The following is a 26,062-nucleotide window of genomic DNA, read 5'->3' on the forward strand; positions in this document are numbered from 1 at the left end:
TCGCATCCCGGGTGACTCCGCGATGCGAGATGAAACTTTAGCCGATCGGCGGCGGAAAATGCCAATCCGTGATCATGCGGCCTGTTCGACGGCCGCCCGGGTGCTGCGCAGCCCGAGTCCGGCGGCGGTCAGGCAGGCCAGCGAAACGACCACGACGAACCACGGGAACACTGTGCTCAGACCCCAGGTGGTGGCGGCCCAACCGGCCAGGATGGTCGGCAATGCCATGGCCGTATAGGCGAGGAGGTAGTACGCCGACATGGTCTCGCCCCGCTTGTGGTGCGGCACAACCTCGGACAGGTGGCGCAGCGATCCGCCGAAGCCGAGTCCGAAAGTGGCGCCGAGCAATACACCGGCCAGCAGCACGACGACCCAGTTGCCGGTGTGCAGCGCGGGCACCGTGAGCAGCAGCGACACCGCCATGCCGGTATCGCCGCCGATGGCAGCGCGGCGGGCCGGAATCTTGGTGGCGAACAGCTGCGAGGTGGCACCGGCCAGCGCGGTCGACGCGACCACCGCGCCGCCGAAAACCAGGTTGTGGATGCCGGTTTCGGCCGAAGCCAGCGACGGGTACAGCGAGAGCAGCACGCCGAGCACCGACCAGGCCGCCATCACGCCGAGCGCGGAGAACCAGAAGTCGCCCCGAATCTCCGACGGCACAGACGGTTTCGCGATCCGGATGCGACCGGGGATGCGGCCGGTGTGCGGTTCCTCCAGCGCGATGACGCCGATACCGATGAGCAGGCACACCACGGTGATGACGACGTAGGGGGTGCGCAGCGGATACGGCGCGTACTGCGCGAGCAGGGCAGAGCCCAGAATCGCCACGGCCATACCGATATTGAACGCCACACCGGTGAGCTGGCCGGAGCGCGCGCCGTGCTTGGGGCGCAGATCGAGCAGCGCCGCCGCACCGGCGACCACCGTCGCGCCGACCGCGAAGCCGTGCAACGCACGCGCGATCAACAGCATGACGACGTTATCGGCCATCAGGAACACCGCGAGCCCGGCGATCATGGTCACGAACGCACCGAGCAGCACCGGCTTGCGGCCGACCACATCGGAGATCTTGCCCGACACCAGCACCGCGCCGAGGGCCGCGAACGCGTAGACGGCGAACACGAAGGTCGTCGTCAGCGGCGAGAAGTGCCATTCCTTCTGGTACATGCCGTACAGCGGGGCCGGCACGCCGGATACCCCGAGCGCCACCGCGCCCGCGGCTAAAACGAGCCCGTAGGCCCAGCGTTGTGATGTCTGCTCGTCAGCGGCGGGTACCGCCGTCGTCGCTGCCATCGAAACTCCGATCAGGTAAGTTTGATAATGATCGAACCTCGTATGACCTTACAGTTAGTATGACGATCATCAAACCCCGGAGTGAGGTAGATCATGACCGAAGCTAAGGAAGCGGCGGCCGAAGCCACGCCGGTGGCCCCGCTGTCCACCGTGCTCGGCGCGATCCAGGATCCCATCCGCCTCGAGATGGTGCGCCGATTGAGCAACGCGGGCGTCGCGGTTCGCTGCAACGAGCTGTACGAGGTGATCAACAAGTCGACCGCGACACACCACTTCAAGATCCTGCGCGAGGCCGGCGTCATCGAGCGGGTCATCGTCGACGGACAGATCTGGCAGCGCCTGCGCGCGAAAGACGTCGAAACCGCCCTGCCCGGCCTGCTCGCCTCGGTGGTCGACAACGCCAACCGCGCCAGCGACGCCTGAGACACTCGGCACACGCGCCGCTGGGTCCGCCGAAACCGGGAATCGATGCAGCATCATCGAGCGGGTGGCGCGCACAAACGATGTCGCATCCGCCCCCTGTGACGCTGTACGCGCCCGCGAACTTCAGCGCGGCGTAGCCGCCGTCAGCCCTCGACCAACCGGCGCACCGCGGCGGGCAGTTCGCGAGTTCGCTTGTACGGCCCGGCAATCGAGGCCGCGAACGGACGACCGAGCAGCGTGCTCGCGATGGCGGACACCTCGTCGGTGGTGACCGCGTCGATCCGAGCGAGGGTCTCCGACACGCTGCGGTGGTTGCCGTAGCTGAGTTCGCTGCGGCCGATGCGGTTCATCCGCGACGCGGAATCCTCGAGACCGAGCACCAGACCGCCGCGCAGCGAGCCCTTGGCGCGAGCGCATTCGGCATCCGTAATGCCGTTGGCCGCAACCTCTTCGAGTACGCCACGAGCCAAGGTGGCCACCTTGCCGAGGTTTTCGGGCTGACAGCCGATGTACACCGAGAACGCGCCGGTATCGGCGAAGGTGTCCACGCTGGAGTACACCGAGTACGCCAGCCCGCGTTCTTCCCGAATCCGTTGGAACAGCCGGGAACTCAGGCCGCCGCCGACCACGGTGTTGAGCACGGACAGCGGCCAGCGCCGCTCCCCCTCGTGCCGCCCGAAGGCGCGTACCCCGAAGGCCAGGTGCGCCTGCTCGCTGTCGCGGTGGCTCCAGTGCAGTTCGGGATCGCTGGCCGGGCGGAACTTACCCTCGCGGCGCTTGGCGGGGGTAGCCGCCGGGTCGAGCCGATTCTCGAACGCGCGATGCACCAACTCCACCGTGTGCTCGTGTTCGACATTGCCGGCGACCGCGACGACCATCCGGTCCGGCCGGTAGCGCCGCAGGTGGAAACCGCGCAGCTGCGCGGCGTGCATCGATTCGATGGATTCGACGGAGCCGATCACCGGCCGACCGATCGGATGTTCGCCGAACAGGGCGGACAGGAACGCGTCGCCGACCAGGTCTTCCGGGTCGTCGTCGCGCATGGCGATCTCTTCGAGCACCACCTGCCGTTCCACGTCGACGTCCTCGGCCCGGCACAGCCCGTTGAGCACCACGTCGGAGACCATGTCGACGGCCAGCGGCAGGTCCTCGTCGAGCACGTGCGCGTAGTAGCAGGTCTGCTCCTTCGCGGTGAACGCGTTGAGCTCGCCGCCGACCGCGTCCATCGCCTGCGCGATGTCCAGCGCCGTGCGCGTCGGGGTCGCCTTGAACAGCAGGTGTTCGAGGAAGTGGGCGGCACCGGCGACGGTGGGGCCTTCATCGCGCGAGCCGACGCCCACCCAGACGCCGATCGAGGCCGAGCGCACGCCGGGGACATGCTCGGTCACCACGCGCAGTCCGCCGGGTAGCACGGTGCGCTGTACGCCGGGATCGGTCATGTTGGCTCGCAGCTCCAGTGACGAACCCCCCTGCTCGCGTCGGAGCAGGGGGGCTGTCGTCTTCTTCGTCGTCACAAAGACAAGTACTACTCGGTCGCTGCCGCGCCCGCATCAACGGTCTCGGCTTCGGCCGGCTCTTCGGCGTTCTCCTCGACCGGGACCAGCGAAATCTTGCCGCGGTTGTCGATATCGGCGATCTCGACGCGCAGCTTGTCGCCGACGTTCACCACATCTTCGACCTTGGCGACGCGCTTGCCGTTGCCGAGCTTGGAGATGTGCACCAGGCCGTCGCGGCCGGGCAGCAGCGAGACGAACGCGCCGAAGGCGGTGGTCTTGACGACCGTGCCGAGGAAGCGCTCGCCGACCTTCGGCAGCTGCGGGTTCGCGATGGCGTTGATCTGATCGATCGCCGCCTGCGCCGCGGGGCCGTTGGTCGCACCGACGTAGACCGTGCCGTCATCCTCGATGGAGATGTTGGCGCCGGTCTCCTCGGTGATCTGGTTGATCACCTTGCCCTTGGGCCCGATCACCTCGCCGATCTTGTCGACCGGGATCTTGATCGCGGTGACGCGCGGGGCGTACTGGCTCATCTCGTCCGGGGTGTCGATGGCCTCGGCCATGACCTCCAGGATGGCGGTGCGTGCGTCGTGCGCCTGGCTGAGCGCACCGGCGAGCACCTGCGAGGGGATGCCGTCCAGCTTGGTGTCGAGCTGCAGCGCGGTGACGAAATCACGGGTGCCCGCGACCTTGAAGTCCATGTCGCCGAAGGCATCTTCGGCGCCGAGGATGTCGGTCAGTGCGACGTAGCGCACCTCGTCCTCACCCTTGTCGTTCTTGATCGTGTCGGACACCAGGCCCATCGCGATACCGGCGACCGGCGCCTTCAGCGGCACACCGGCGTTCAGCAGCGACAGGGTCGAGGCGCAGACCGAGCCCATCGAGGTGGAACCGTTGGAGGACAACGCCTCCGACACCTGACGGATGGCGTACGGGAACTCTTCCTGGCTCGGCAGCACCGGCATCAGGGCCCGCTCGGCGAGCGCGCCGTGGCCGATCTCGCGACGCTTCGGCGAGCCGACGCGGCCGGTCTCACCGGTCGAGTACGGCGGGAAGTTGTAGTGGTGCATGTAGCGCTTGCTGGTCTCCGGGCCGAGCGAGTCGACCTGCTGGGCCATCTTCACCATGTCGAGGGTGGTGACGCCGAGGATCTGCGTCTCGCCACGCTCGAACAGCGCCGAACCGTGCGCCCGCGGGACAACGGCGACCTCGGCGGACAGCGCGCGGATGTCCGCGAGTCCGCGGCCGTCGATGCGGAAGCCGTCGGTCAGGATGCGCTGGCGCACCAGCTTCTTGGTGACCGAGCGGAACGCGGCGCCCAGTTCCTTCTCGCGACCGGTGAAGTCGTCGCCGAGCCGGGAAAGCACGTCGAGCTTGATCTCGTCGATCTTCGCCTCGCGCTCCTGCTTGTCGGCGATCGACAGCGCCTCGCCGAGCTCACGCTTGGCGGTGCCCTCGACGGCCTCGTAGACATCGGCCTCGTACGGCGGGAACAGCGGGAACTCGCCGGTCGGCTTGGCGGCCAGCTCGGCAAGGTCGGCCTGCGCCTTGCAGAGGCGGGCGATGAACGGCTTGGCGGCCTCGAGGCCCTCGGCCACGACGGCCTCGGTCGGCGCCTGCGCGCCACCGTCGATCAGCGCGATCACCTTGTCGGTGGCCTCGGCCTCGACCATCATGATCGCGACGTCACCGGACTCGACGACGCGGCCGGCGACGACCATGTCGAACACGGCGCCCTCGAGCTGCTCGACGGTCGGGAACGCGACCCACTGACCCTCGATCAGCGCGACGCGCACGCCGCCGACCGGGCCGGAGAACGGCAGACCGGCGATCTGGGTTGACGCGGACGCGGCGTTGATCGCCACCACGTCGTACAGGTCGTTGGGGTCGAGGCTCATGATCGTGACGACGACCTGGATCTCGTTGCGCAGGCCGTCGACGAACGACGGGCGCAGCGGGCGGTCGATCAGGCGGCAGGTCAGGATCGCGTCGGTGGACGGACGGCCCTCGCGACGGAAGAACGAGCCGGGGATACGGCCCGCGGCGTACATGCGCTCTTCGACATCGACCGTCAGCGGGAAGAAGTCGAACTGGTCTTTCGGGTGCTTGCCCGCCGAGGTGGCGGACAGCAGCATGGTCTCGTCGTCCAGGTAGGCCACGACCGCGCCCGCGGCCTGACGGGCCAGCCGGCCGGTCTCGAAGCGGATGGTACGGGTGCCGTAGCTGCCGTTGTCGATCAGCGCGACGGACTCGAACACACCGGGCTCGACCTCTACGGCCGAGGACTTGCGTTCAGTTGTTTCGGTCATTCTCTTCTCTCAACCTCTCGTCTTCGCCGGATCAAGCGCCCGGTGGCGCGATCCGGCTCTTCGTCAGCCGTACCTGGTACGGACGCGCGGCAACCATCCTGGCTACGGCACGAGCACCCGGCCGGATCCCCTTGGATCACGGCGACGCGGAGGCGGTCATCGATCGAAGCCCGCCGGCGGTGTTTGCCCTGCCGGGAGGCCACTACCGAAGACCGACGCCACGCGGGCGGGTGCTTACGGCTGTGCAATGTCGTCGTGTTTCCGGGCCCGCGAAAAGGACTGCGACCCGCATACACGAATAGCCAACGGGGAGATTGTACGTCTCCCCGTTGGCCGGGTCTGCGGCTACCTCGGGTAACCGGCGTGTGAAGCTATCAGCGGCGCAGGCCGAGACGCTCGATCAGCGAACGGTAACGCGCGATGTCGTTGGCGGCCAGGTACTTCGACAGCCGACGACGACGACCGATCAGCGCGAGCAGGCCGTGCCGGGTGTGGTGATCGTGCTTGTGCACCTTCAGGTGCTCGGTGAGGTCGGAGATACGCTTGGACAGCAGCGCGATCTGGGCCTCCGGCGAGCCGGTGTCCTTCTCGTGCAGGCCGTATTCCTTGAGAATTGCCGACTTCTGCTCAGTGGTCAGAGCCATGAGGCATCCACTCCCTATTTCAGTCCCGCGCTCGAAGTTCCGGTTACCCGGGTCGGGTGCCACCGCGGACCGCAGCAAACCCGAGGATCCACCTTACCGGACAGGGTCCGGTGAACCGAATCGGGCGGGGCTCAGCTGGTCAGCTACCGGTCGTCGACGGCGGCGAGGACCTTGCGGGTGGTCTCCACGTCGCGGCCCATGTGCTCGACGAGTTCGTCGATCGAGTCGAACTTGCGCTGGCCGCGAACGTGGTCGACGAAATCGACCGCGACGTGCTGGCCGTAGAGGTCGGCCTCGCCGTCGAGCACATACGCCTCGACGGTGCGGGCGCGACCGGAGAAGGTGGGGTTGGTGCCGACCGAGATGGCGGCCATCGCCCGCTCGCCCGGTGTGACGGTACCGATGGTCGGGCCGGGGCCGAGCACGGTGAACCAGCCCGCGTACACGCCGTCGGCCGGGATCGCGGCGTGCATCGGCGGCGCGACGTTCGCGGTCGGGAAGCCGAGCTGGCGGCCGCGGCCGTCGCCGTGCACCACCACGCCCTCGACCCGATGCGGGCGCCCGAGTGCCTCCGCCGCGGCGGCCATATCGCCCGCGTCGACGCAGGCGCGAATGTAGGTGGAGGAGAACGTGACCGCGTGCTCGCCGAGCAGTTTCACGCCGTCGACCTCGAAACCCCAGCGACCGCCGAGCTCACGCATGGTGTCGATGGTGCCCGCGGCCTTCTTGCCGAAGGTGAAGTTGTCGCCGACCACGACCTCGGCCACGTGCAGCCGCTCGACCAGCAGATCGTGCACGTAGCGCTGCGGGGTCAGCTTCATGAAGGCCTGCGTGAACGGCATCACGCAGAACACGTCGATGCCGAGTTCCTCGGCCAGCTCCGCCCGGCGGGTCAGCGTGGTCAGCTGCGCCGGATGTGAGCCGGGCCGCACCACCTCCATCGGGTGCGGATCGAACGTCATCAGCACCGCGGGGACACCGCGCGCGGCGGCCGATTTCACCGCCCGGCTGATCAGTTGCGCGTGACCACGATGCACCCCGTCGAACACGCCGATCGTGAGCACACATCGGCCCCAGTCCGCGGGCACATCGTCCAGACCTCGCCATCTCTGCACAGTCGGCAGCTTATATCGCGCAGCTGAACGGGGTTCGACCGAAGCCTGCGATGTCACGCCGCGCTTCCGGTGTCGTGTACGGGTGGTGAATCCCTGGTTCCACTGTGCGGCGAGCTGTGTCATTCGGCGGCCATGTGCTTAAGCTCGAGTATGTGCCCGGTAAACGAGACATCGCCACCCGCCGTGAGTTAGCCGACGCTGCCGCGCCGGGACAAGCCACCGGCGGCACCGCGACGATCGCGCCGGTGCTCTCCTCGGTCGCGCAGGACTATCTCAAGGTGATCTGGACCGCACAGGAGTGGTCACAGGAGAAGGTGTCGACCAAGCTGCTCGCCGAGCGCATCGGGGTGTCCGCGTCCACCGTTTCCGAGGCCGTGCGCAAGCTCGCCGACCAAGGCCTGGTCGAGCACGCCCGCTACGGTTCGATCACCCTCACCGAGGGCGGTCGCCTTGCCGCGATCGCGATGGTGCGCAGGCATCGGCTGATCGAGACATTCCTGGTCAACGAGCTCGGCTACGGCTGGGACGAGGTGCACGACGAGGCCGAGGTGCTCGAGCACGCGGTGTCCGAACTGCTGATGGCCCGCATCGACGCCAAACTCGGCTACCCCGACCGTGATCCGCACGGCGACCCCATCCCCTCGGTCGACGGCGCGGTGCCGACGCCACCGGCCCGCCAGCTCAGCGACTTCCGCGCGGGCGAGTCCGGCCGGGTGGCGCGCATCTCCGATTCGGATCCGGAGATGCTGCGCTACTTCGATTCCGTCGGCATCGCCCTCGACACCGCCATCACCGTGCTGGAACGCCGAGACTTCGCCGGCACCATCGCTATTCGCATCGGCGCCAGCGAAACCCCTACCGACCTGGGCAGTCCCGCCGCCGAAGCGATCTGGCTCAGCACCTGATCGCGGCTCGCGTCAGCGAGCTGCAACCAGTTCGGCCGCGCGGCTCGCGATGGCCTTGGCGAGGTCCGTAGTTGTCGCGGTGCCACCGAGGTCTGGGGTGCGGACACGGCCCTCGCCGAGCACGTCACAGACGGCGCGGTCCACCGCCGCGGCCGCGGTGTGTTCGCCGAGATGGTCGAGCAGCATCGCGCCAGCGAGTATCTGCGCGACCGGATCGGCGATGCCCTGCCCGGCGATATCGGGCGCGCTGCCGTGCACCGCCTCGAACATCGACGGCGCGGTGCCCTCGGGATTGATATTGCCCGACGGGGCAAGCCCGAGCCCGCCGGTCACCGCGGCGGCCAGGTCGGAAAGGATGTCGCCGAACAGGTTCGAGCCGACGATCACGTCGAGCCGGTCCGGGTGCAGCACGATCTCCGCGGCCAGCGCGTCGACGTGCATCTGCCGGGTCCGCACGTCGGGGTATTCGGCGGCGATCCGGTCGAACACGCTGTCCCAGTAGGGCATCGAGTGGATGAGACCGTTCGACTTGGTGGCCGAGCACAGCTTGCCGCCGCGCTCGCGGGCCCGTTCGAACGCGTACCGGATGATCCGTTCGCAACCGACGCGGGTGAAAACCGACTCCTGCAGCACGAATTCGTCGTACCGGCCCGGATTGTGCTTACCGCCGATCTCGGAGTACTCGCCTTCGGAGTTCTCCCGCACGATGAGGATGTCCAGGTCCTCGGCGGTCCGGTCGCGCAACGCCGACTCGGTGCCCGGCAGCAATCGGACCGGGCGCAGGTTGACGTACTGACCGAAGGCGCGTCGCAAGGGAATCAGCAGCCCCCACAGCGAAACATGGTCCGGCACACCGGGAAAGCCGACGGCGCCGAGCAGGATCGCGTCGAACCCGGCCAGCAGTTCGGGACCGTCCTGCGGCATCATCTGGCCGGTGCGCAGGTAATTCGCGCAGGACCAATCGAATTCGGTCCACTCGATCCCGGGCAGCACGGTGTCGAGCACCGTGACGGCCGCGGCGGTGACATCGACGCCGATGCCGTCGCCGGGGATGGTCGCGATGCGGTAGTTACGTTCCGTCACAGGCGCACTCCGATGTATTTGGTCTCTAGGAACTCGTCGATCCCGGTCGAACCGCCCTCGCGGCCGAGCCCGGACTCTTTGACGCCGCCGAAGGGCGCGGCGGGGTTGGACACGACACCCTGATTGAGGCCGACCATACCGGTTTCCAATGCCTCACAGACCCTGAGTCCGCGCCGCAGATGCTCGGTGAAGACGTAGCCGACCAGCCCATACGGGGTGTTGTTGGCGCGGGCGACGACCTCGGGCTCGGTGTCGAACACGGCGATCGACGCGACCGGCCCGAAGATCTCGGTGTGGCACATCTGCGCGTCGTCGGGCACGCCGGTCAGCACGGTCGCGGGATAGAAGTTGCCGGGCCCCTCGATCGCGACGCCGCCGGTCAGTACCCGCGCGCCGCGGCGGCACGCGTCGGCGACCAGCTCGGTGACCTTCGCCACCGCGTCGGCATCGATGAGCGGGCCGACGACAACCCCAGGCTCGGTGCCACGGCCCATCGGCAAGGCCGCCATTCTGGTGGCGAGTCGGTCGGCGAACTCGTCGATGATGCCGCGCTGCACGAAGATTCGGTTCGCGGCGGTGCACGCCTGCCCGATATTGCGCATCTTCGCGGCGAGCGCGCCCTCGACGGCCTCGTCCAGGTCGGCGTCGTCGAACACGATGAACGCCGCGTTGCCGCCGAGCTCCATCGAGGTGCGCATCACCGTGTGCGCGCACTGTTCGAGCAGCCGCTTGCCGACCGCGGTCGAGCCGGTGAACGACAGCTTGCGCGAGCGGCTGTCCAGGATGAGTGGCGTCATCAGCGCGCCGGGGTCGGCGGTGGTGAGCACGTTGACGACCCCGCGCGGCAGCCCAGCCCGATCGAGCAGGTCCGCCAGCGCGAGCATCGACAACGGTGTCTGCTCAGCGGGTTTCACCACACAGGTGCAGCCGGCGGCCAGCGCGGGCGCGATCTTGCGGGCGCCCATCGCCATCGGGAAGTTCCACGGCGTGATCAGCAAGCTCGGACCCACCGGCTGCTTGGTCACCAGGAACCGCGCACCGCCGGTCGGCGCGGGTAGATAGCCACCGTCGAGGCGGACGGCTTCTTCGGCGGACCAGCGGAAAAACTCTGCGGCATAGGCGATTTCGCCGCGCGCCTCGGCCAGCGGCTTGCCCATCTCCAGGGTCATGATGAGCGCGAGCCGGTCGGTGTCGTCGAGTAGCGCGTGGTGCGCGCGCATGAGCAGATCGGCGCGTTGCCTCGGCGGTGTCGCGGCCCACTCCGATTGCGCCGCGTAGGCCGCGGCCAACGCGTCGAGTCCGTCCTGCGGGCTCGCGTCGGCGACCGCGCACAGCGGCTGGCCGGTGGCCGGATCCAGCACGGGCAGTTCGGTATTCGTCTCGCACCACTGGCCGTCGATATACAAACCCGTTGGCACAGTGTCGATTACGGCTCGTTCCTCGGTGGACAAGGTCTCGGTGAGCATCGGCGCGGGACTCCTTTCGCTACCGGACGTGGCCGCGGGCTATTGCCGCGACCTCTGCCGCCATGTTATGCATATTGTCAACAATCCGACAATAGACAATCTGCGGATGTTGCGATCGCACCACTTCCCGGGAGGCGCATCACCATGACCGAACTCTCGCCCGTTCTGCGGCAGGCCACACCGGTGACCGTCGACCACGGATCCGGCTGCTACCTCTACGGCACCGACGGGCGCCGCTATCTCGACTTCACCGCCGGTATCGGCGTCACCAGCACCGGCCACTGCCATCCGCACGTGGTCGAGGCGGCCCAGGCGCAGGTGGCCAGCCTGATTCACGGCCAATACACCACCGTCATGCACCGGCCGATGCTGCGGCTCATCGAGCGACTCGGCGCGGTGCTGCCGGACGGATTGGACACGCTGTTCTTCGCCAACTCCGGCAGCGAGGCGATCGAGGCGGCGCTGCGGCTGGCCCGTCAGGCGACCGGACGGCCGAACGTGGTCGTCTTCCACGGCGGTTTCCACGGCCGCACCGTCGCGGCGGCGACCATGACGACCTCGGGCACCCGATTCTCGGCCGGGTTCAGCCCGCTCATGTCGGGCGTGCACGTTGCCCCGTTTCCGACCGCGTACCGCTACGGCTGGACCGAGGAGGAGGCCACCGCGTTCGCGCTGCGCGAGCTCGACTACCTGTTCGCCACGATCACCTCGCCCGCGGAAACCGCCGCGTTCGTGGTCGAGCCGATGCTCGGTGAGGGCGGCTACATACCGGGCAACACGGCGTTCTTCCATGGGCTGCGCGAACGGGCCGACCGGCACGGCATCCTGCTCGTGATCGATGAGATCCAGACCGGGTTCGGCCGCACCGGAAAGTTCTTCGGGCATCAGCACTTCGGGGTGCGACCCGACATCATCACCATCGCGAAGGGCCTCGCCAGTGGGTTCCCGCTGTCCGGTATCGCGGCCTCGGGTGAGCTGATGGCGAAGGCGTGGCCCGGCTCGCAGGGGGGCACCTATGGCGGCAACGCCGTGGCCTGCGCCGCCGCGGTGGCGACGCTCGAGGTGATCGAATCCGAGGGGTTGGTGGACAACGCGGCGGCGCGCGGCGCGCAGCTGCTCACCGGGCTGCGCGCGAGCGCCACCAAGGCGATCGGCGACGTACGCGGCCTCGGGCTGCTTGCCGGAGCCGAATTCACCACCGCGACAGGCGAACCCGACACCGAGACGGCGAGTGCCGCGCAACGGCGCGCAGTCGAAAAGGGATTGCTGCTGCTCACCTGCGGCGCGCACATGAATGTGGTGCGGATGATCCCGCCGCTGATCGTGACCGATACTCAGATCGATGACGCGCTCGCGATCTGGAACGAGGTGCTGGCCGAGCTCTAGTCGGCAACCTGAGCCACGGCGACGGTGATCGCGCCGCCGTTGGCGTTCGGGTTCTACCCGGCCACTACGCACCTCGATCGACCAGAAGGCCCCGACCGACGACCAGAAAGCAGAAACCGATGGCCCGCTACCTCACCATCACCCTGACCAAGGCCGCCGTCACCTGCCGCGCCCGGCTGCTCGACGCGGAGGCGCCGCACACCTGTGCCGCGGTGTGGGACGCGCTGCCACAGGAAGGGGACGCGTTCCACGCCAAATACGCCCGCAACGAGGTGTACACGCTGGTCCCCCGCATCGGTGCGGCCCCGCACCGAGAGAACCCGACCGTCACCCCCATCCCCGGCGATGTCTGCCTATTCGACTTCGAGGCATGGGAGATCGGCAACCCCGCCTACGGCTACGAGCCCGGCTCGACCGCACACCACGATCAAGGCGCCACCGACCTCGCAATCTTCTACGGCCGCAACAACTTACTCATCAACGGCGACATGGGCTGGGTCCCCGGCAACGTGTTCGCGACGATCGAAGAGGGGCTGTCCGACATCGCCGCCGCCTGCAACGACCTGTGGTTACACGGGGTTTCGGGCGAAACCTTGTCCTTCGCCCGCGCCTGATCGCTACACCGCTGACTCACGGCCCGACCGCCTTAGGTCGGGCCCCAAGCTATTCGCCACAGCGCGAACCGCTGACGCGCGGTGCAGCTGTATTCACCCCAGCACGAGCTGGTTTCACTGCGGCGCACCAACCACTGACGCCCACCGCGAACCGCATTCGCCTACCGCTGGCGCTCGCCGCAAACGACTCGCATCCCGCGCGGCGACTCCCTAACGAATTCGTACGCGACATCACGAGACGTGCGCGCACCGTCGGTGGCCCGGGGCTACCGGACCGGCGACGGTTTCGTATTTCAGGGTGCCAGTACGTGTTCGGCGTAGCGGGCTACGGCGAGGACCAAGTCGTCGGAATGGCGCGGGCCGATGATCTGCATACCGACGGGGAGGCCGTCCTTCGTCGTGCCGACCGGGATGCTGATGGCGGGCTGCTGAGTCATGTTGAACGGGTAGGTGAATGGCGTCCATTGCGGCCAGCTGGTCAGTCCGCTGCCCGGCGGTACGTTGTGGCCTGCTTCGAAGGCGGTGATCGGCATTGTCGGCGTGATCAGCACGTCGTAGGCGGTGTGGAAGGAGCCCATGGTGATTCCGATTTCAGCTGCCACGTTGCGGGCATCCAGGTAGTCGACAGCCCGGACGGCATCGCCCTGTTCCCAGACCTCACGCAGTGCCGGATCTACCCGTTCGCGCGAGCCCTCCGGGAACTTCGACAGCATGGTGGCCGCACCCGCCGCCCACAGCAGTTCGAACGCCTCGCGCGGATCGGCGAAGCCGGGATCGGCTGCGACAACCCGCAATTCGGCTTCGGACAGCTTTCGCACCGCCGCGTCGACCAGCGCGGCGACCTCGGGGTCGACCGTGGCGTAACCGAGGGTCGGCGAGTAGGCGACGGTGAGTCCTCGAACCTCGCGGACCACCTGTCCGCGAAACGTCGTCAGGGTCGGCGCGAGGCTGGTCGGGTCGCGCGGGTCGGGCAGCGACAGGATGTCCATCAGCAGCGCGGCGTCCTCGACGGTCCTGGTCATCGGCCCCGCGTGGGCCAGCGGGCCGAAGGGACTCGCCGGATACAGCGGGATCCGGCCGTGCGTCGGCTTGAATCCGACGATGCCGCAGAACGCCGCCGGAATGCGGATGCTGCCGCCGCCGTCGGTGCCGACCGAGACCGGTCCCATACCGCCCGCGACGGCGGCCGCACTGCCACCGGAGGAGCCGCCCGCGGTGGTCGTCGGGTCGACGGGATTCCGGGTGATGCCGGTCAACGGGCTGTCCGTGACCGCCTTCCACGCGATCTCCGGCGTCGTCGTCTTGCCGAGGAAGACCATGCCGTCCTCGCGCAGCCGCGCCGCGACCGGGCTGTCGACTGTCCACGGTCCGGCCGGGTCCACCGAGGTGGAGCCGCGCTTGGTCGGCCAGCCCTCGGTGAGGAAGATGTCCTTGATCGAGATGGGCACGCCGTCGAGCAGCCCGCGGGCGTGACCCGAGTGCCAGCGCGCCTCGGAGTCCTTGGCCTGCACCAGCGCACGATCGGGATCGACCAGGCAGTAGGCGTTCACGGCCGGATCGCGCGCGGCGATCGCGTCGAGGACGGCCTCGGTCGCTTCGACCGGTGAGAGCGCGCCCGCCGCATAGGCCGAGACCAGCTGGACGGCGGTCATCGCCGCTGGGTCGGTGGGAATGTTGATGTCGGGGTAGCTCATGACTCCACCTCGCTGGCGCTCGGTTCCGTCATGCCCCACGGGGCGCTGTGTTGTTGATTCGCTCGCTGACGCTCGCTCATCTGTTGGCTCCTTCAGCCGGGCACGTACCCCAGCTCCTTGTCGACCACGTTGTGCAGTGGTCGGCCGGTGATCCAGTTGTCGAAGTTCTCAGCGAACGCGCTGACGATCTCGGTCCGCCAGCCGATGAAATCGCCCGAATTGTGCGGTGTGATCGACACGTTCGGCAGATCCCACAGCGGGTGGTCGGGCGGCAGCGGCTCAGGGTCGACCACATCGAGCGCCGCCCCGGCGATCGATCCGGCGCCGAGTGCGGCGACCAGATCGTCGGTAACTACGAGTTCCCCTCGGCCCACGTTGACAAACCTCGCATGTGGTTTCATCGCGGCGAATTCTCTGGCGCCGAACATATTCCGGGTCTGTGGGGTGAGCGGGGCGATCGCCACCACGTAGTCGGCTGCGGGTAATTCGGCATGTAGGTCGGTGCCGACCGAGCCGAAATCGGGGTCGTCCGAACGCATTCGGCGGCCGACCGCGCGGATATTCAGCCCGGCCGCGCGCAGTAGTCGCGCGATGGCGCGGCCGATGGAGCCGGTGCCGACAACGAGGACGGTGCTGCCCGCGACCCGTTCGTTCTCTCGATGTTCCCACTCGTGGCGCAGCTGCCTGCGCATCGATCCGGGCAGGTCCTTGGCGAAACCGAGGATCTGTCCGAGCACGTATTCCGCGATGGCCGTATCGAATAGGCCGCGCGTGTTGGTCACCACGACGTCGCTGGCCCGCAGTTCTGGGAACATCGCGGGGTCTACCCCGGTCGATCCCATGTGCAACCATCGCAGCCGGTCGGCGGATGGCCACGCGGCGGGGATCGCGCGGGTCAGGAAGTCGTAGACGAACAGCACGTCGGCACCGCGCAGCGCTACCGCGAGGCCGGATGCCTCGGTGTAGCGCACAGTCGCCCGAGTTGTCACGGCGGCCATCAGATCCGCCTCGGGCACGCGGTCACTGTGCAGGACGGTGACAATGGGGCCCGTTTCCACATTGACACACTAAGATCGCATCGTATGATTGTCAACAATCTGACTCTGCTCGGAGGCCTGCCCAGCTGAGTGCGAGAGGGGCCGTTTTGGAACTCAGCTTCCCGGATATCGAGGGCCCCGTCGCGCAACGGGGCATCGGCATCATCGCTCCGTTCGACCTCGCGCTCGAACGCGAGCTCTGGCGTTGGGCACCGATGGAGGTCAGCCTGCATCTGGCCCGAACGCCCTACGAGCCTGTTCCGGTCTCGTTGGCGATGGCCGAACTGGTATCGAACCCTGCGCATTTGACCACCGCGACCCGCGATGTGCTGCACGTCGAGCCGGAAGTGGTTGCCTACCTTTGTACTTCGGGCAGCTTCATCAAGGGCCTCGAGTACGAGCGGTCGCTGCGCGAAACGATTTGCGCGGCAGGCGCGTTGGACGCGGTCACCACCTCGGGCGCGCTGATCGAGGCGATCCGGCATCTCGACATCACCAGGGTCTCGGTGCTCACCCCGTACGACGAGATCCTGACCAACAAGTTGCACGAGTTCCTCGGCGAAGCGGGCTGTTCCGTCATCCGGTCCGACCATCTCGGGCTCGGCGGTGGCATCTGGAAAGTCAACTACCGCACCATCGCCGAGCGCATTGTGGGTGCCGACGATCCGGCCGCCCAGGCCATCTTCGTCAGCTGTACCAACCTGCCGACCTATGACGTCATCGAGCCGCTGGAACAGGCACTCGGTAAACCCGTGCTCACCGCGAACCAGCTCACCATGTGGGCCTGTCTCGGCCGGATGAAACTGCCGATGATGGGTCCGGGCAAGTGGCTACTGAACGTCTTCTGAGGAGAACAGGACATGCGGACACCCACCATCGGTTTCATCTACCCGGACCACGCGGCCGAGGACGACTACCCGCTGGCCGCCGACGCGCTCGGTGCCGGACTGCCGGTGGCTCATATCTATGGCACCGATTTGCACGCGATCCCTGAGCTGCTGGATCTGGGTAGCCCGGACAAGTTGCGGCACGGCGCCGAACTGCTCGCATCGCATGAGCCCGAGGCTGTCGTATGGGCTTGTACCTCAGGCAGTTTCGTCTACGGACCGCGTGGCGCCCGCGAACAGGTCGACGCGCTGGCCGAGGCCGCGGGTGTGCCCGCGACCAGCACCAGCCTGGCGTTCGTCGATGCGGTGCACGCGCTCGGCGTGCACACCGTCGCCATCGCGGCCAGCTATCCGGACGACGTCGCGGCGCTGTTCGTCGAATTCCTGGCCGACGCCGGGATCACGGTGGTCTCGATGCGCAGCGCGGGGATCGACACCGCCGCCGAGGTCGGCACCTTGACCGCAGACCAGGTTCGACAGCTTGCCCTGGCCAACGATCATCCCGACGCCGAGGCGCTGCTCATCCCCGATACCGCCATGCATACTCTTGCGGTGCTGCCGGAACTCGAGGCCGCCCTCGGCAAGCCGGTGCTGACCGCCAACCAGGTCACCATCTGGGCGGGGCTGCGGCTCGTCGGCGCCGCCGTGACCTGCCCGGCCCTCGGCACTCTATTCACAGAAAGGCACGCGCATGCCGCTCGTTGAGATCGAGCCGGTCAGTAGACAGTCGACGGCGGAGGTGATCGCCGATCGGCTCCGCGAGGCGATCATGCGCGGCAGCTTCGCGCCGGGCGACCAGCTCGGCGAGGCCGACCTCGCGGCCCGCTTCGACGTCTCGCGCGGGCCGGTGCGCGAGGCGATGCAGCGACTCGTTTCCGAGGGACTGTTGCACAGCATTCGCCATCGCGGCATCTTCGTCATCGAACTCACCCTCGACGACGTCGTCGACATCTACCAGGCCAGGACCGCCATCGAAGGCGGCGCGCTCGAGCTGATCCTGGACGGCCGCCGCGAGGTCGCCTACGCCGCCCTCGCCGACAGCGTCACCAAGATGTGCGCGGCCGCCGAAATAGGCGATGCCGCCGGACTTTCCGACGCCGACCAAGCCTTCCACGTCGCGCTGGTCGACAGCGCGGGCAGCCCGCGCCTGGCCCGCGCCGCCCGCACCCTGCTCATCGAAACCCGAATGTGCCTGGGCGCCTTGCAAACAATCTATCCCGACCTGAACGACCAAGCCCGCGAACACGTCGCCCTCCGAACCGCCATAGGCACCGGCCCCGCCACCCAAGCCCGCACCCTCCTCATCGAACACATGCAAGACGCAATCCACCGCCTGGCCACCGACCGCACCCCAACCATCAGCTAAGCAAGGCACGCCTCCCGTCGAACGGGACATGAGGGCGGGCCGATCGGCGTGTCACCGCCACCATGTCCCACTCGTCGAACCGAACCGCCTGGCAGCCAAGCGATCCCGCGACGGCGCGCACCCGACTGCGTCCAGTGGGACATGACGGCCCGATCGGCGTGTCGCCGCCACCATGCCCCGTTCGACGAACCAAGCCTCCTGGCAGCCAAGCGAATCCGCGGCAGCGCACGCCCTGCCGTCATCCAACGGGACATGAGGGCGCGATCACCGGCGCGTCGCCGCCACCACGTCCCGCTCGGCGAATTGAACCGCCTGGCAGCCAAGCGATCCCATGGCGGCGCACGCCCTGCCGTTGTCGAACGGGACATGAGGGCGGACGAATCGGTGTGTCGCCGCCACCATGTCCCGTTCGATGGCGGTCAGTGGGAGAGGAAGTTTAGGAGGGTGCGGAATTCGGGGAGGGAGAGGTAGCCGTCGGCGTCTTGGTCGGCGGCGGCCTCCAATAAGGCATACTGCCTACCGCCCAGCAGACGACGCGGCGGCAATCGCGGTGTGGGGTGGTGTTAGCTGAAGGCGGGGGTTGTGCCTGCGATCGGGGTTGGGGCGGTGCGCTTTTCGTCGGCGGTGGCCAGCCAGAAGTAGATCGGCGGGAGGGCTACTTCGAGGGCGGTGAGGACGATTTGGAACCAGTGCGGCCAGCCGTAGACAGCCACGGAGATGAAGCGGCCGACGGCGCCGAGTAGGAAGATGCCCGCGAGCCAGCGGATGGCGGTGGCGGGGATCGGGGTCTGGCGGGCGACCCAGATCCAGGCGACACCGTAGCCGAGGAAGATCGCGCCGAAGAACCTGGTCTGGCTGTCGGCGGTGACACCGGAGGAGCCCATGTCGGGGATGCCGTCGATGCCGAGTGCCAGGTGGAAGATGCCGATGGCGACGCAGGCGACGCCCATCACCATGGAAAGCCATTTTAGTGTGGTAGCCATCTGTTCCTCCGCAGGTATGCGACGAATCCTGTTGGCGGACAGTGGTTTCCCCATCCGAACCACCGACCGCGCACAAGTTGACGTTTGTCTAATAACAGACCCTACGACCCTTAGTAGACAGACGTCAACTAGAGTTTTCCGAATGAGTACTCGCCGCCGCCTCTCCCCTGACGCGCGCCGTCAGGTGCTGCTGGAGGCGGGCGCGCGACTGTTCGCCGAGCGCGCTTACGACGCGGTGTTGATGGAGGACGTGGCGGCCGCCGCCGGGGTGTCCCGGGCTCTGCTCTACCGCCACTTCCCGAGCAAGCGCGATCTCTTCGCCGGGGTCTACGAGCAGGCGGCGGACCAACTGCTGGTCGCCACCCCGCTCGACAACAGCAAGCCGCTCGCCGAACAACTAACCGCCGGGCTGAGCACCCACTTCGACTACTTCGAGGCGAACGCCAACAGCGTGCTCGCCGCGAACCGCGTCCTCGCGGGCGACCCGACTATCCAGGCCATCATCGCCGGCGAACTCGGCGAGCTCCGCCGCCGACTCCTCGATGCCCTCGGCGTCGAAGGCCCCCTCCGAACCCAGGTCTCCTCGGTACTGATGAGCTGGCTCACCTTCGTCCGCATCCTCACGGTCGAATGGCTGGAAAACCACCACTTCACCCGCGCCGAACTACTCGACATCACCGTCGGCGCACTCCTCGGTGCCCTGCAGCCGATCCTCGGACCCGAGTTTCCACCGGTCGGGTCGAACTGACGCAGGGGTGGCAACCACGGCAACCCGACAAGTCTCGCCACGAAACCAACTGCATCACTACGAAAGTCGCCGGTCGGCCAGTCGGCTACACCCGTCCCGACGCGGAACTACAGATTCGACGGGCGCACGACCATGACGGATGCCGCGCGCTTGCCGCTTTCCTGAAGCAGGGCGATCGCGCGGCCTTCCGGATCGATGGCGGCGTAGACGCCGGGGATGCCTATGGGCTCGAGCCAGCGGCCGTTACGGAGGTCGTTGGTTTGGGTTTCGTCGATTTCCCTGTGCGGGAAGGCGGTTCGCACGGCCTCGTCCATGTCGAGGCTGAGCATGGTGGCGTCGGATTCGGCGGCTGTGGCCAATTCGTCCAGGGTGCGGGCGTGTTCGAGGGTGAAGGGGCCGACTCTGGTGCGGCGCAAGGCCGTCAGGTGGCCGCCGACGTCGAGGGCGGCGCCGAGGTCGCGGGCCAGGGCGCGGACATAGGTGCCGGAGGTGCATTCGACGATCACGTCGAGGTCGACGAATTCGCCGTCCGTGACGTCGCGGCGGGCAAGAATGTCGAAGCGGGACACGGTGACCGGGCGGGCGGCCAGCTGCACTTCTTCGCCAGCGCGGTGCCGGGCGTAGGCGCGTTCGCCGTTCACCTTGATCGCGCTGACGGTGGCGGGCACCTGTTCGATGTCGCCGGTGAGTTTCGTTGTGTGCGCGGCGATTTCGTCGTCGACGAGGTGCAGGGCGGAGGTGGTCGAGAGCACCTCGCCCTCGGCGTCGTCGGTGGTGGTCGCCTGGCCGAGGCGGATGGTCGCGGTGTACGCCTTGGTAGTCAGGGTGAGCAGGCCGAGCAGTTTGGTGGCCCGTTCCACGCCGAGTACGAGCACACCGGTCGCCATCGGGTCGAGTGTGCCCGCATGGCCGATCTTCTTGGTGCGCAATAGTTTCCGGCACTTCGCGACAACGTCGTGACTGGTCATGCCGCTGTCCTTGTCGACGATGAGCAGCCCGCCGAGACCATCCATCAGGCGTGCACGATCGCGGTGAGGATGAACCCGTCGGTGATCAGCCAACGGCCGTCGAACGAAAGCAACGGCACCCCACCATCGTTCGTCTGTCCAGGCACCAGCAGCTCGCTGTGGAAGGTGCCTTGGCCGGAATCGCCGGAGCTGTCCTGGATTTCGAAGGTGATGTGGGCTTCCTCGAAACCGAGCCAGCGTGCGGTCAACGGCCACCACGCCTTGAAGGTGGCCTCTTTGGCGCAGAACACCAACCGGTCCAGGTGCAGCGCGGAATCGTTGGTCTTCAACCACTCCCGTTCCGGCGGCAGTGTCACCGAATCCAGCACGCCCTCGGGCAGAGCAGCGTGCGGCTCGGCATCGATGCCGATCGAGCGGAAACGCATTTTGTGCGCCAGCGCCGCAGCCCGATACCCGTCGCAATGCGTCAGACTGCCGACGATCCCGCGCGGCCAGATCGGCGCGCCCCGCTCCCCCTTGCCGATCGCCACCGGCGGCTCACCGAGCTCGGCCAGCGCCAGCCGCGCGCAATGCCTGGCCCCGATGAAGTCCCGGCGCCGCTTCTCCACCGCCTTCGCGATGAGATGCTCCTCCGCCGGATGCGCCTTCAGGTCCTCCGGGTAGTCCAGCAGCTCAGCCGACGCGACACCGGACGGCAGTATGTTCTCGATCATCACCCACGAGCCTAACCGAGCCGCGACGCACCCGGCAGCCCCGCCGGTAGTCGCAGCCGCGGCTCAGCACTGTGCCGGGCGCCTGCTCTCCGATCACACCCCGCGGCGGCGCTCGGCCTTGCTGCGCATCTCCTCGGCGGCCGCTTCCATCTCCGGGGTGACCTTGAAGTGTCCGCCCCACTTGTTGAGTGAGCCGGGCGGGTATTCCGGGGCGGGGAGGATTTGGCGGAGTAGGCGTTCGGGGAGGCCGCGGCGTTTCCATTCGCGGGGGTAGCCGAGGGAGACCTCTTCGAAGCGGACGCCGTCGTAGTGCGAGGTGCGCGGGATGTGCAGGTGGCCGTAGACCGAGCAGACCACGTTGTAGCGGGTGTGCCAGTCGGCGGTCAGTTCGGTGCCGCACCAGAGCGCGAACTCGGGGTAGAACAGCACGTCCGTCGGCTGACGAACCATCGGGAAGTGGTTGACCAGCACCAGTGGCGTGCCTTCGGGCAGCGCGTCCAGTTTGCGCTTGGTGACCTGCACGCGGGCGTGGCACCAGGCGTCACGGGTCAGGTAGGGGTCCGGGGAGAGGAGGAATTCGTCGGTGGCCACCACGTTGCGGTCCCGCGCGATGGCGAGCCCCTCCATCTTGGTGGTGGCGCCCTTCGGGAGGAACGAGTAGTCGTACAGCAGGAACAGTGGCGCTACCGTCACCGATCCGCCGTACTGCTCGGCGCCCGCGCCCTCCCACACCGGGAACGGATCCTCCGGGGTCAGCACGTCCAGATCCCGGCAGATCGACACGAGGTAGTCGTAGCGCGCGACACCGGTCATCTGCACCGGGTCCTTCGCGGTCGTCCACAGCTCGTGATTGCCCGGCACCCAGATCACCTTGGCGAACCGGCCGCGCAGCAACTCGAGCGCCCACCGGATGTCGTCGGTCTTCTCGCTCACGTCCCCGGCGACGATCAGCCAGTCCTCCGGCGAGTCGGCATGAATCTGCTCGACCACCGGCCGATTCCCCTGGTGCCCGACATGAATGTCGCTCACCGCCATCAACTTGGGTATCACCACACCTACCTTAGGCATACGCGCACCGATCTTCCCCCTGCACCCCGCTACGCAGCACGGACGAGTGGCACACCATGGAAAGCGCTACTCGGCCTTTGCCGCAGCCATGTGCCATTCACAGCGGACGTCGGGAGACGCCTAGACCTGTCGGCGAGGAACTTCGGCCCCGATTTGCGCCCGGCAGCCGGACCAGCCGCATCGCCCGCACCATCTCGGCCACTACCGCGTACTCGGCCCGCGCCGTGCAATCGGATAGGAACATCAACCCACAAACGAACCGCGACCCGCATCGAACGAGCACACATGCCAATCGCCCGGCCGACCGCATCGACCCGCGTCCTCCGGCCACCGCGACGTATCCAGGCCCACGCCTGCAGTCGGACAAGAACATCGACCCACAAACGAACCGCACCCAGCATCCACCCGGCACACACCATCCGTGCCAGCCGCCCGTCTGCAAAGTGCATCGAAGTGGTTGTGGCGCTATACCTTTCGAGGGATATCGGCCCCGACCTGCGCCCACTGCCCGGACCAAGCGCGCCACGAGACGGCGACCAGGCGTAGGACCATGAAGGCGACCAGGCCGGTCCAGATTCCGGCGATGCCCCAGTCGAAGGCGAGGGAAAGCCAGATGAAGGGGAGGAAGCCGAGGATGGCGGCGCCGAGGGTGCTGGTGCGCAAGTAGGCGGCGTCGCCCGCGCCGAGCAGGACACCGTCGAGGGCGAAGACGATGCCTGCCACCGGAATGATGCAGACGAAGAACCACCAGGCGACATGCGTGCGGTCAAGCACGTCGGGGTCGTCGGTGAAGAGTTTCGGGATGATCCCCGCGCCAACGGCGAAGCACGCGGCGAGGACGAGGGCGAAGATTTCGGACCAGCGGGTGACCCGACCGGCCAGGCCGCGCGCACCACGCGCGTCACCCGCACCGAGGGCGGCGCCGACCAGGGTTTGCGCGGCGATGGCGAGCGAATCCAGGGTCAGCGCAAGGAAATTCCAGAGTTGCAGCACCAACTGGTGGGCGGCGACCGAAGCGGCGCCGAAGCGGGCGGCGACGGCGGCAGCCGAGACGAAGCAGGCTTGAAAGGCGAGGCTGCGGGCGATCAGGTCACGGCCGAGCACCAGTTGCGCACGCATCACCGACCAGTGCGGGGCGAGCGAAACACGCTCACGAACAAGGGCATTCAGAAACAGCCCGGCCATCACCAGCTGACCGGCCACGTTCGCGACGGCGGACCCGGGTAACTCCAGCCGCGGCGCCCCGAGCAGCCCGTGCACCAGCACCGGGCACAGCACCCCCGAAACACCAAGCCCGGCAACCACATAGATGAGCGGACGACGGGTCTCCTGCACCCCGCGCAACCACCCGTTGCCCGCCATGGAGATCAGGATCAACGGCACCCCGAACAACGCGACCCGCACCCACGTCAGTGCCTCGGCCGCAATGTCGCCACCACCGGCAATCACGCTGGTCAGCGGCTTCGCGAAAACCTGAACCAGTACGAGAATCAGTAGGCCGACCACGACCGCCAACCACGTCGCCTGCACCCCTTCGGCCACCGCGCCGCGTTCGTCGCCCGCGCCGTGCCTGCGCGCCGCGCGCGCCGTCGTGCCATAGGACAGGAACGTCAACTGCGAACTCGCCTGCGCCAGAATCAATCCCCCGACCGCGAGCCCGGCCAACGCCAACGCACCGAGCCGCCCGACCACCGCGAGATCGAACAGTAGATAGATCGGCTCGGCGACCAGCACCCCGAGCGTTGGCAACGCGAGACCGAGGATGCGTCCCGGTCCAGCCTCGGCGGCTGGATCACGAGGAGCGAGCACCGGACCTTCGATCGAGGTCGCAGGGCTCACCGCCGCAACCAGTTCGGATTCGCGCCCGTCCCCACTCATACGGGCCGCCCTCCCGCAACACATTCGACTGGCAGGCGAGTATCGGCCACGCCGTAGCGAGATATCGGACCACTAGCTCCGCCAGAGTCCGCGAAACCACGAGCACCAATCGAATTCACGAAACCTCCCCGGTCACCGCCAACCATCCTGCCCACGAGGAACCCTGCCACGAGCCACCGACAAGTTCTGTCAGCGCGACGATCACCCGAGAGCAGCCAGCAGTTCGGCAACGAGCGCATCAGGACTGCCGTACGCCGTGTACCCGGCGGCGAAGCGATGACCGCCACCCCCGAGCGCGGTCGCGACCTCGGCAACATCCACCCCGTCGTCCGCACCGGGCTGACTGTCCCTGGCGCGCAGCGACACCGTCCACCGGTCGGCTCCGGTACTGGATTCCTTGAACACCGCGGCGATCCCCGCCTCCGAGGTGGTGCGGACGATGTCGATGACGCTCTCCGCCTCCTCGGAACTCACGTCGGCGATGTCGGCGAGCCGCACGAACGCGTACACCAGCCCGATGCCGCCGTGCACGCCCGGAACGAGCTGCGCGGTGCCGAGCACCCGGGACAGCATGGTCAACCACCCGAACGGATGGGTGTCCAGCAGGGCCCTGGCGATCTCCGCTGGGTCGATTCCGGTGGCCAACAGCCGCTCGGCCAGCTCGTGCGTACCGGGACGAACCCAGCGGAACGAGCCGGTGTCGGTGACCAGACCGGCGTAAAGACAGTGCGCCACTTCAGGATCGATCGGCACGCCCCACGCGTCGAGCAGCCGCACGATCAGGCTTGTGGTCGACTCCGCCCCGGCGTCGACCACATTGATCGACCCGAACCGGGTATTGGATCGATGATGGTCGAGCACCAAAGTCGTTGTGGCCCCGGCCATTCGATCGGCCAGTGCACCGAGCCGCCCCGCGCTGCCGCAATCGACCGCGATCAGCAGATCGACCTCGGCGGGCACGTCGGCGGGCGGCACCAGATGGTGCACACCGGGCAGTGACCGCATCGAGTCGGGCAGCTCGGCCGGTTCGGCGAACGACACCCAGACCGGTATCCCGCGCCGGTGCAGGACCAGCGCCAGCGCGAGACCGCTGCCGACGGTGTCGGCGTCCGGCTGCACATGGCAGACGACGGTGACCGAGCGGGCGGCGTTCAACGCCTCGACAGCAGATTCGAGGTCGACCGCGTCCCGCATTGTCGTCATCGTCTACCGCATGTCACTCTGCGTCGTCGCGTTCGACCTTGTACGGGTCGGCGTCGCCGGCGTGCCTGGCGTTAGCCGCGACCTTCGCCACCTCTTCGTCCGCGGCCTTGGCCCTGGCCAGCAGCTCTTCCATGTCCTTCGCGACCTCGGGCACCTTGTCGAGCACGAACGCCAGGGTCGGCGTGAACTTCACACCGGTGCCGGCGCCCACCTTGGAGCGCAGCACCCCCTTGGCCTTCTCCAGGCCCGCGGCCGCGCCCTGATAGTCCGGTTCGGTGTCCAAGGTTTCGCCGAGCACCGTGTAGTACACCGTCGCCTCGCGCAGATCGCCGGTGACCTTGGCATCGGTGATGGTCACGAAACCCAGCCGCGGATCCTTGATCTCGTATTCGATCGCGGTGGCCACGATCGAGGAGATCCGCTTGGCGAGTCGGCGTGCCCTGGCTTGATCCACCATGGCGGAACCCTCCTCACTACTTAGTTAGTCTTCGGGTCCGAAGATCCTGCGGCGCACTGCCAGCAACTGTAACTCCGGACGTGCCGCGACGTGCCGCTCACAACGGTCGAGTACCTCGGTCAGGTGTTCCATACCGGAACTGACCAGGGCAACCCCCAGCAATGAGCGACGATGGCGGTCTTGCTCTCCACCCTCGGCGGCGCTCACCCCGAAGCGCTGCAATTCGGCCAGGATCGGCCGGATCACGGAGCGCTTCTCTTTCAGTGAGTGCACGTCTCCGAGGAGGAGGTCGAACTCGAGTGCCCCCAGGAACAACTACATACCTC

General features: G+C 67.6%; 25 protein-coding genes. 8 read left to right on the forward strand and 17 right to left on the reverse strand.

The features are described 5' to 3' along the window. Positions 1-72: 72 nt before the first annotated feature. Entirely contained in the window at positions 73-1,293 is a 1,221-nt protein-coding gene (locus OG203_RS12435; RefSeq protein ID WP_405165804.1) for an MFS transporter, read from the reverse strand. A gap of 93 nt (positions 1,294-1,386) precedes the next feature. On the opposite strand from OG203_RS12435, the gene OG203_RS12440 reads away from it, so the two are divergent. Next, positions 1,387-1,716, forward strand: coding sequence for an ArsR/SmtB family transcription factor (locus OG203_RS12440; protein ID WP_405165805.1), 330 nt, complete (start codon positions 1,387-1,389; stop codon positions 1,714-1,716). Between the two features lie 143 nt (positions 1,717-1,859). Here the strand turns inward: OG203_RS12440 and OG203_RS12445 are convergent, their stop codons facing one another. From OG203_RS12445 to OG203_RS12460, 4 genes are all read right to left on the reverse strand, one after another. Then, positions 1,860-3,155 (reverse strand): M16 family metallopeptidase, encoded by a 1,296-nt coding sequence (locus OG203_RS12445; protein ID WP_405165806.1) that lies wholly within the window; start codon positions 3,153-3,155, stop codon positions 1,860-1,862. An 86-nt stretch (positions 3,156-3,241) separates the two neighbouring features. Next, positions 3,242-5,521: a polyribonucleotide nucleotidyltransferase gene (locus OG203_RS12450; protein WP_405165807.1), complete on the reverse strand. Its 2,280-nt coding sequence runs from the start codon at positions 5,519-5,521 to the stop codon at positions 3,242-3,244. 374 nt (positions 5,522-5,895) lie between these two features. After that, on the reverse strand, positions 5,896-6,165 hold the full coding sequence (rpsO, locus tag OG203_RS12455) for a 30S ribosomal protein S15 (RefSeq protein WP_405165808.1): 270 nt from the start codon (positions 6,163-6,165) through the stop codon (positions 5,896-5,898). Positions 6,166-6,308: 143 nt separating this feature from the next. Beyond that, positions 6,309-7,280, reverse strand: a complete 972-nt coding sequence (locus tag OG203_RS12460) for a bifunctional riboflavin kinase/FAD synthetase (RefSeq protein ID WP_405165809.1) — start codon at positions 7,278-7,280, stop codon at positions 6,309-6,311. 236 nt (positions 7,281-7,516) lie between these two features. Here OG203_RS12460 and OG203_RS12465 point away from each other — a divergent pair, with 236 nt between their 5' ends. After that, positions 7,517-8,185, forward strand: coding sequence for a metal-dependent transcriptional regulator (locus OG203_RS12465; RefSeq protein WP_405167854.1), 669 nt, complete (start codon positions 7,517-7,519; stop codon positions 8,183-8,185). A gap of 12 nt (positions 8,186-8,197) precedes the next feature. Here OG203_RS12465 and OG203_RS12470 read toward each other — a convergent pair whose 3' ends face one another. Both OG203_RS12470 and OG203_RS12475 read right to left on the reverse strand, forming a co-directional pair. Further along, a complete protein-coding gene (locus OG203_RS12470) occupies positions 8,198-9,268 on the reverse strand; it encodes a tartrate dehydrogenase (protein ID WP_405165810.1) in 1,071 nt (356 codons plus the stop codon). Further along, on the reverse strand, positions 9,265-10,734 hold the full coding sequence (locus tag OG203_RS12475) for an NAD-dependent succinate-semialdehyde dehydrogenase (RefSeq protein WP_405165811.1): 1,470 nt from the start codon (positions 10,732-10,734) through the stop codon (positions 9,265-9,267). Before OG203_RS12475 ends, OG203_RS12470 begins: the two co-directional genes overlap by 4 nt. Before the next feature lie 144 nt (positions 10,735-10,878). Between OG203_RS12475 and OG203_RS12480 the strand changes: the two genes are divergently transcribed. Together OG203_RS12480 and OG203_RS12485 are read left to right on the forward strand one after the other, a co-directional pair. Further along, positions 10,879-12,120 carry an aspartate aminotransferase family protein gene (locus OG203_RS12480; protein ID WP_405165812.1) on the forward strand — a complete coding sequence of 414 codons (1,242 nt, stop codon included), beginning with the start codon at positions 10,879-10,881 and terminating at the stop codon, positions 12,118-12,120. 119 nt (positions 12,121-12,239) lie between these two features. Then, entirely contained in the window at positions 12,240-12,734 is a 495-nt protein-coding gene (locus OG203_RS12485) for a DUF3830 family protein (protein WP_405165813.1), read from the forward strand. Between the two features lie 293 nt (positions 12,735-13,027). Here OG203_RS12485 and OG203_RS12490 read toward each other — a convergent pair whose 3' ends face one another. Further along, a complete protein-coding gene (locus OG203_RS12490) occupies positions 13,028-14,428 on the reverse strand; it encodes an amidase (RefSeq protein ID WP_405165814.1) in 1,401 nt (466 codons plus the stop codon). 92 nt (positions 14,429-14,520) lie between these two features. After that, the gene (locus OG203_RS12495) at positions 14,521-15,486 is read right to left on the reverse strand and encodes a D-2-hydroxyacid dehydrogenase (RefSeq protein WP_405165815.1); all 966 of its coding nucleotides are present in this window, start codon (positions 15,484-15,486) and stop codon (positions 14,521-14,523) included. Between the two features lie 86 nt (positions 15,487-15,572). Between OG203_RS12495 and OG203_RS12500 the strand changes: the two genes are divergently transcribed. The 3 genes from OG203_RS12500 to OG203_RS12510 are packed head-to-tail and all read left to right on the forward strand — an operon-like array spanning position 15,573 to position 17,718. Further along, positions 15,573-16,313: an Asp/Glu/hydantoin racemase gene (locus OG203_RS12500; protein ID WP_405165816.1), complete on the forward strand. Its 741-nt coding sequence runs from the start codon at positions 15,573-15,575 to the stop codon at positions 16,311-16,313. Positions 16,314-16,325: 12 nt separating this feature from the next. After that, positions 16,326-17,057, forward strand: coding sequence for a maleate cis-trans isomerase (locus OG203_RS12505; protein WP_405165817.1), 732 nt, complete (start codon positions 16,326-16,328; stop codon positions 17,055-17,057). Further along, a complete protein-coding gene (locus tag OG203_RS12510) occupies positions 17,044-17,718 on the forward strand; it encodes a GntR family transcriptional regulator (protein ID WP_405165818.1) in 675 nt (224 codons plus the stop codon). The genes OG203_RS12505 and OG203_RS12510 overlap by 14 nt, the downstream gene beginning before the upstream one ends. A 563-nt stretch (positions 17,719-18,281) precedes the next feature. Here the strand turns inward: OG203_RS12510 and OG203_RS12515 are convergent. Beyond that, positions 18,282-18,701: a DUF4345 domain-containing protein gene (locus OG203_RS12515; RefSeq protein ID WP_405165819.1), complete on the reverse strand. Its 420-nt coding sequence runs from the start codon at positions 18,699-18,701 to the stop codon at positions 18,282-18,284. 142 nt (positions 18,702-18,843) lie between these two features. Between OG203_RS12515 and OG203_RS12520 the strand changes: the two genes are divergently transcribed. Then, positions 18,844-19,449 (forward strand): TetR/AcrR family transcriptional regulator, encoded by a 606-nt coding sequence (locus OG203_RS12520; protein WP_405165820.1) that lies wholly within the window; start codon positions 18,844-18,846, stop codon positions 19,447-19,449. Positions 19,450-19,556: 107 nt separating this feature from the next. Here the strand turns inward: OG203_RS12520 and truB are convergent, their stop codons facing one another. The 7 genes from truB to OG203_RS12555 all read right to left on the reverse strand — a co-directional run bounded on the left by truB (position 19,557) and on the right by OG203_RS12555 (position 26,051). After that, positions 19,557-20,462 carry a tRNA pseudouridine(55) synthase TruB gene (truB, locus tag OG203_RS12525; protein WP_405165821.1) on the reverse strand — a complete coding sequence of 302 codons (906 nt, stop codon included), beginning with the start codon at positions 20,460-20,462 and terminating at the stop codon, positions 19,557-19,559. Continuing rightward, positions 20,462-21,130 carry a 4'-phosphopantetheinyl transferase Npt gene (gene npt / locus OG203_RS12530; protein ID WP_405165822.1) on the reverse strand — a complete coding sequence of 223 codons (669 nt, stop codon included), beginning with the start codon at positions 21,128-21,130 and terminating at the stop codon, positions 20,462-20,464. Before npt ends, truB begins: the two co-directional genes overlap by 1 nt. Positions 21,131-21,223: 93 nt before the next feature. Beyond that, a complete protein-coding gene (locus OG203_RS12535; RefSeq protein ID WP_405165823.1) occupies positions 21,224-22,198 on the reverse strand; it encodes a metallophosphoesterase family protein in 975 nt (324 codons plus the stop codon). 465 nt (positions 22,199-22,663) lie between these two features. Then, positions 22,664-24,076: an MATE family efflux transporter gene (locus OG203_RS12540; RefSeq protein ID WP_405165824.1), complete on the reverse strand. Its 1,413-nt coding sequence runs from the start codon at positions 24,074-24,076 to the stop codon at positions 22,664-22,666. A gap of 201 nt (positions 24,077-24,277) precedes the next feature. Then, complete coding sequence (locus OG203_RS12545; protein ID WP_405165825.1) at positions 24,278-25,279, reverse strand: bifunctional oligoribonuclease/PAP phosphatase NrnA; 1,002 nt, start codon at positions 25,277-25,279, stop codon at positions 24,278-24,280. Between the two features lie 13 nt (positions 25,280-25,292). Then, positions 25,293-25,736, reverse strand: a complete 444-nt coding sequence (gene rbfA / locus OG203_RS12550) for a 30S ribosome-binding factor RbfA (protein WP_107658279.1) — start codon at positions 25,734-25,736, stop codon at positions 25,293-25,295. A 24-nt stretch (positions 25,737-25,760) separates the two neighbouring features. After that, on the reverse strand, positions 25,761-26,051 hold the full coding sequence (locus tag OG203_RS12555; protein ID WP_150405719.1) for a DUF503 domain-containing protein: 291 nt from the start codon (positions 26,049-26,051) through the stop codon (positions 25,761-25,763). Between the last annotated feature and the right edge of the window lie 11 nt (positions 26,052-26,062).

This window comes from Nocardia sp. NBC_01499 (assembly GCF_045040275.1).
Taxonomy (GTDB): Bacteria; Actinomycetota; Actinomycetes; order Mycobacteriales; family Mycobacteriaceae; genus Nocardia.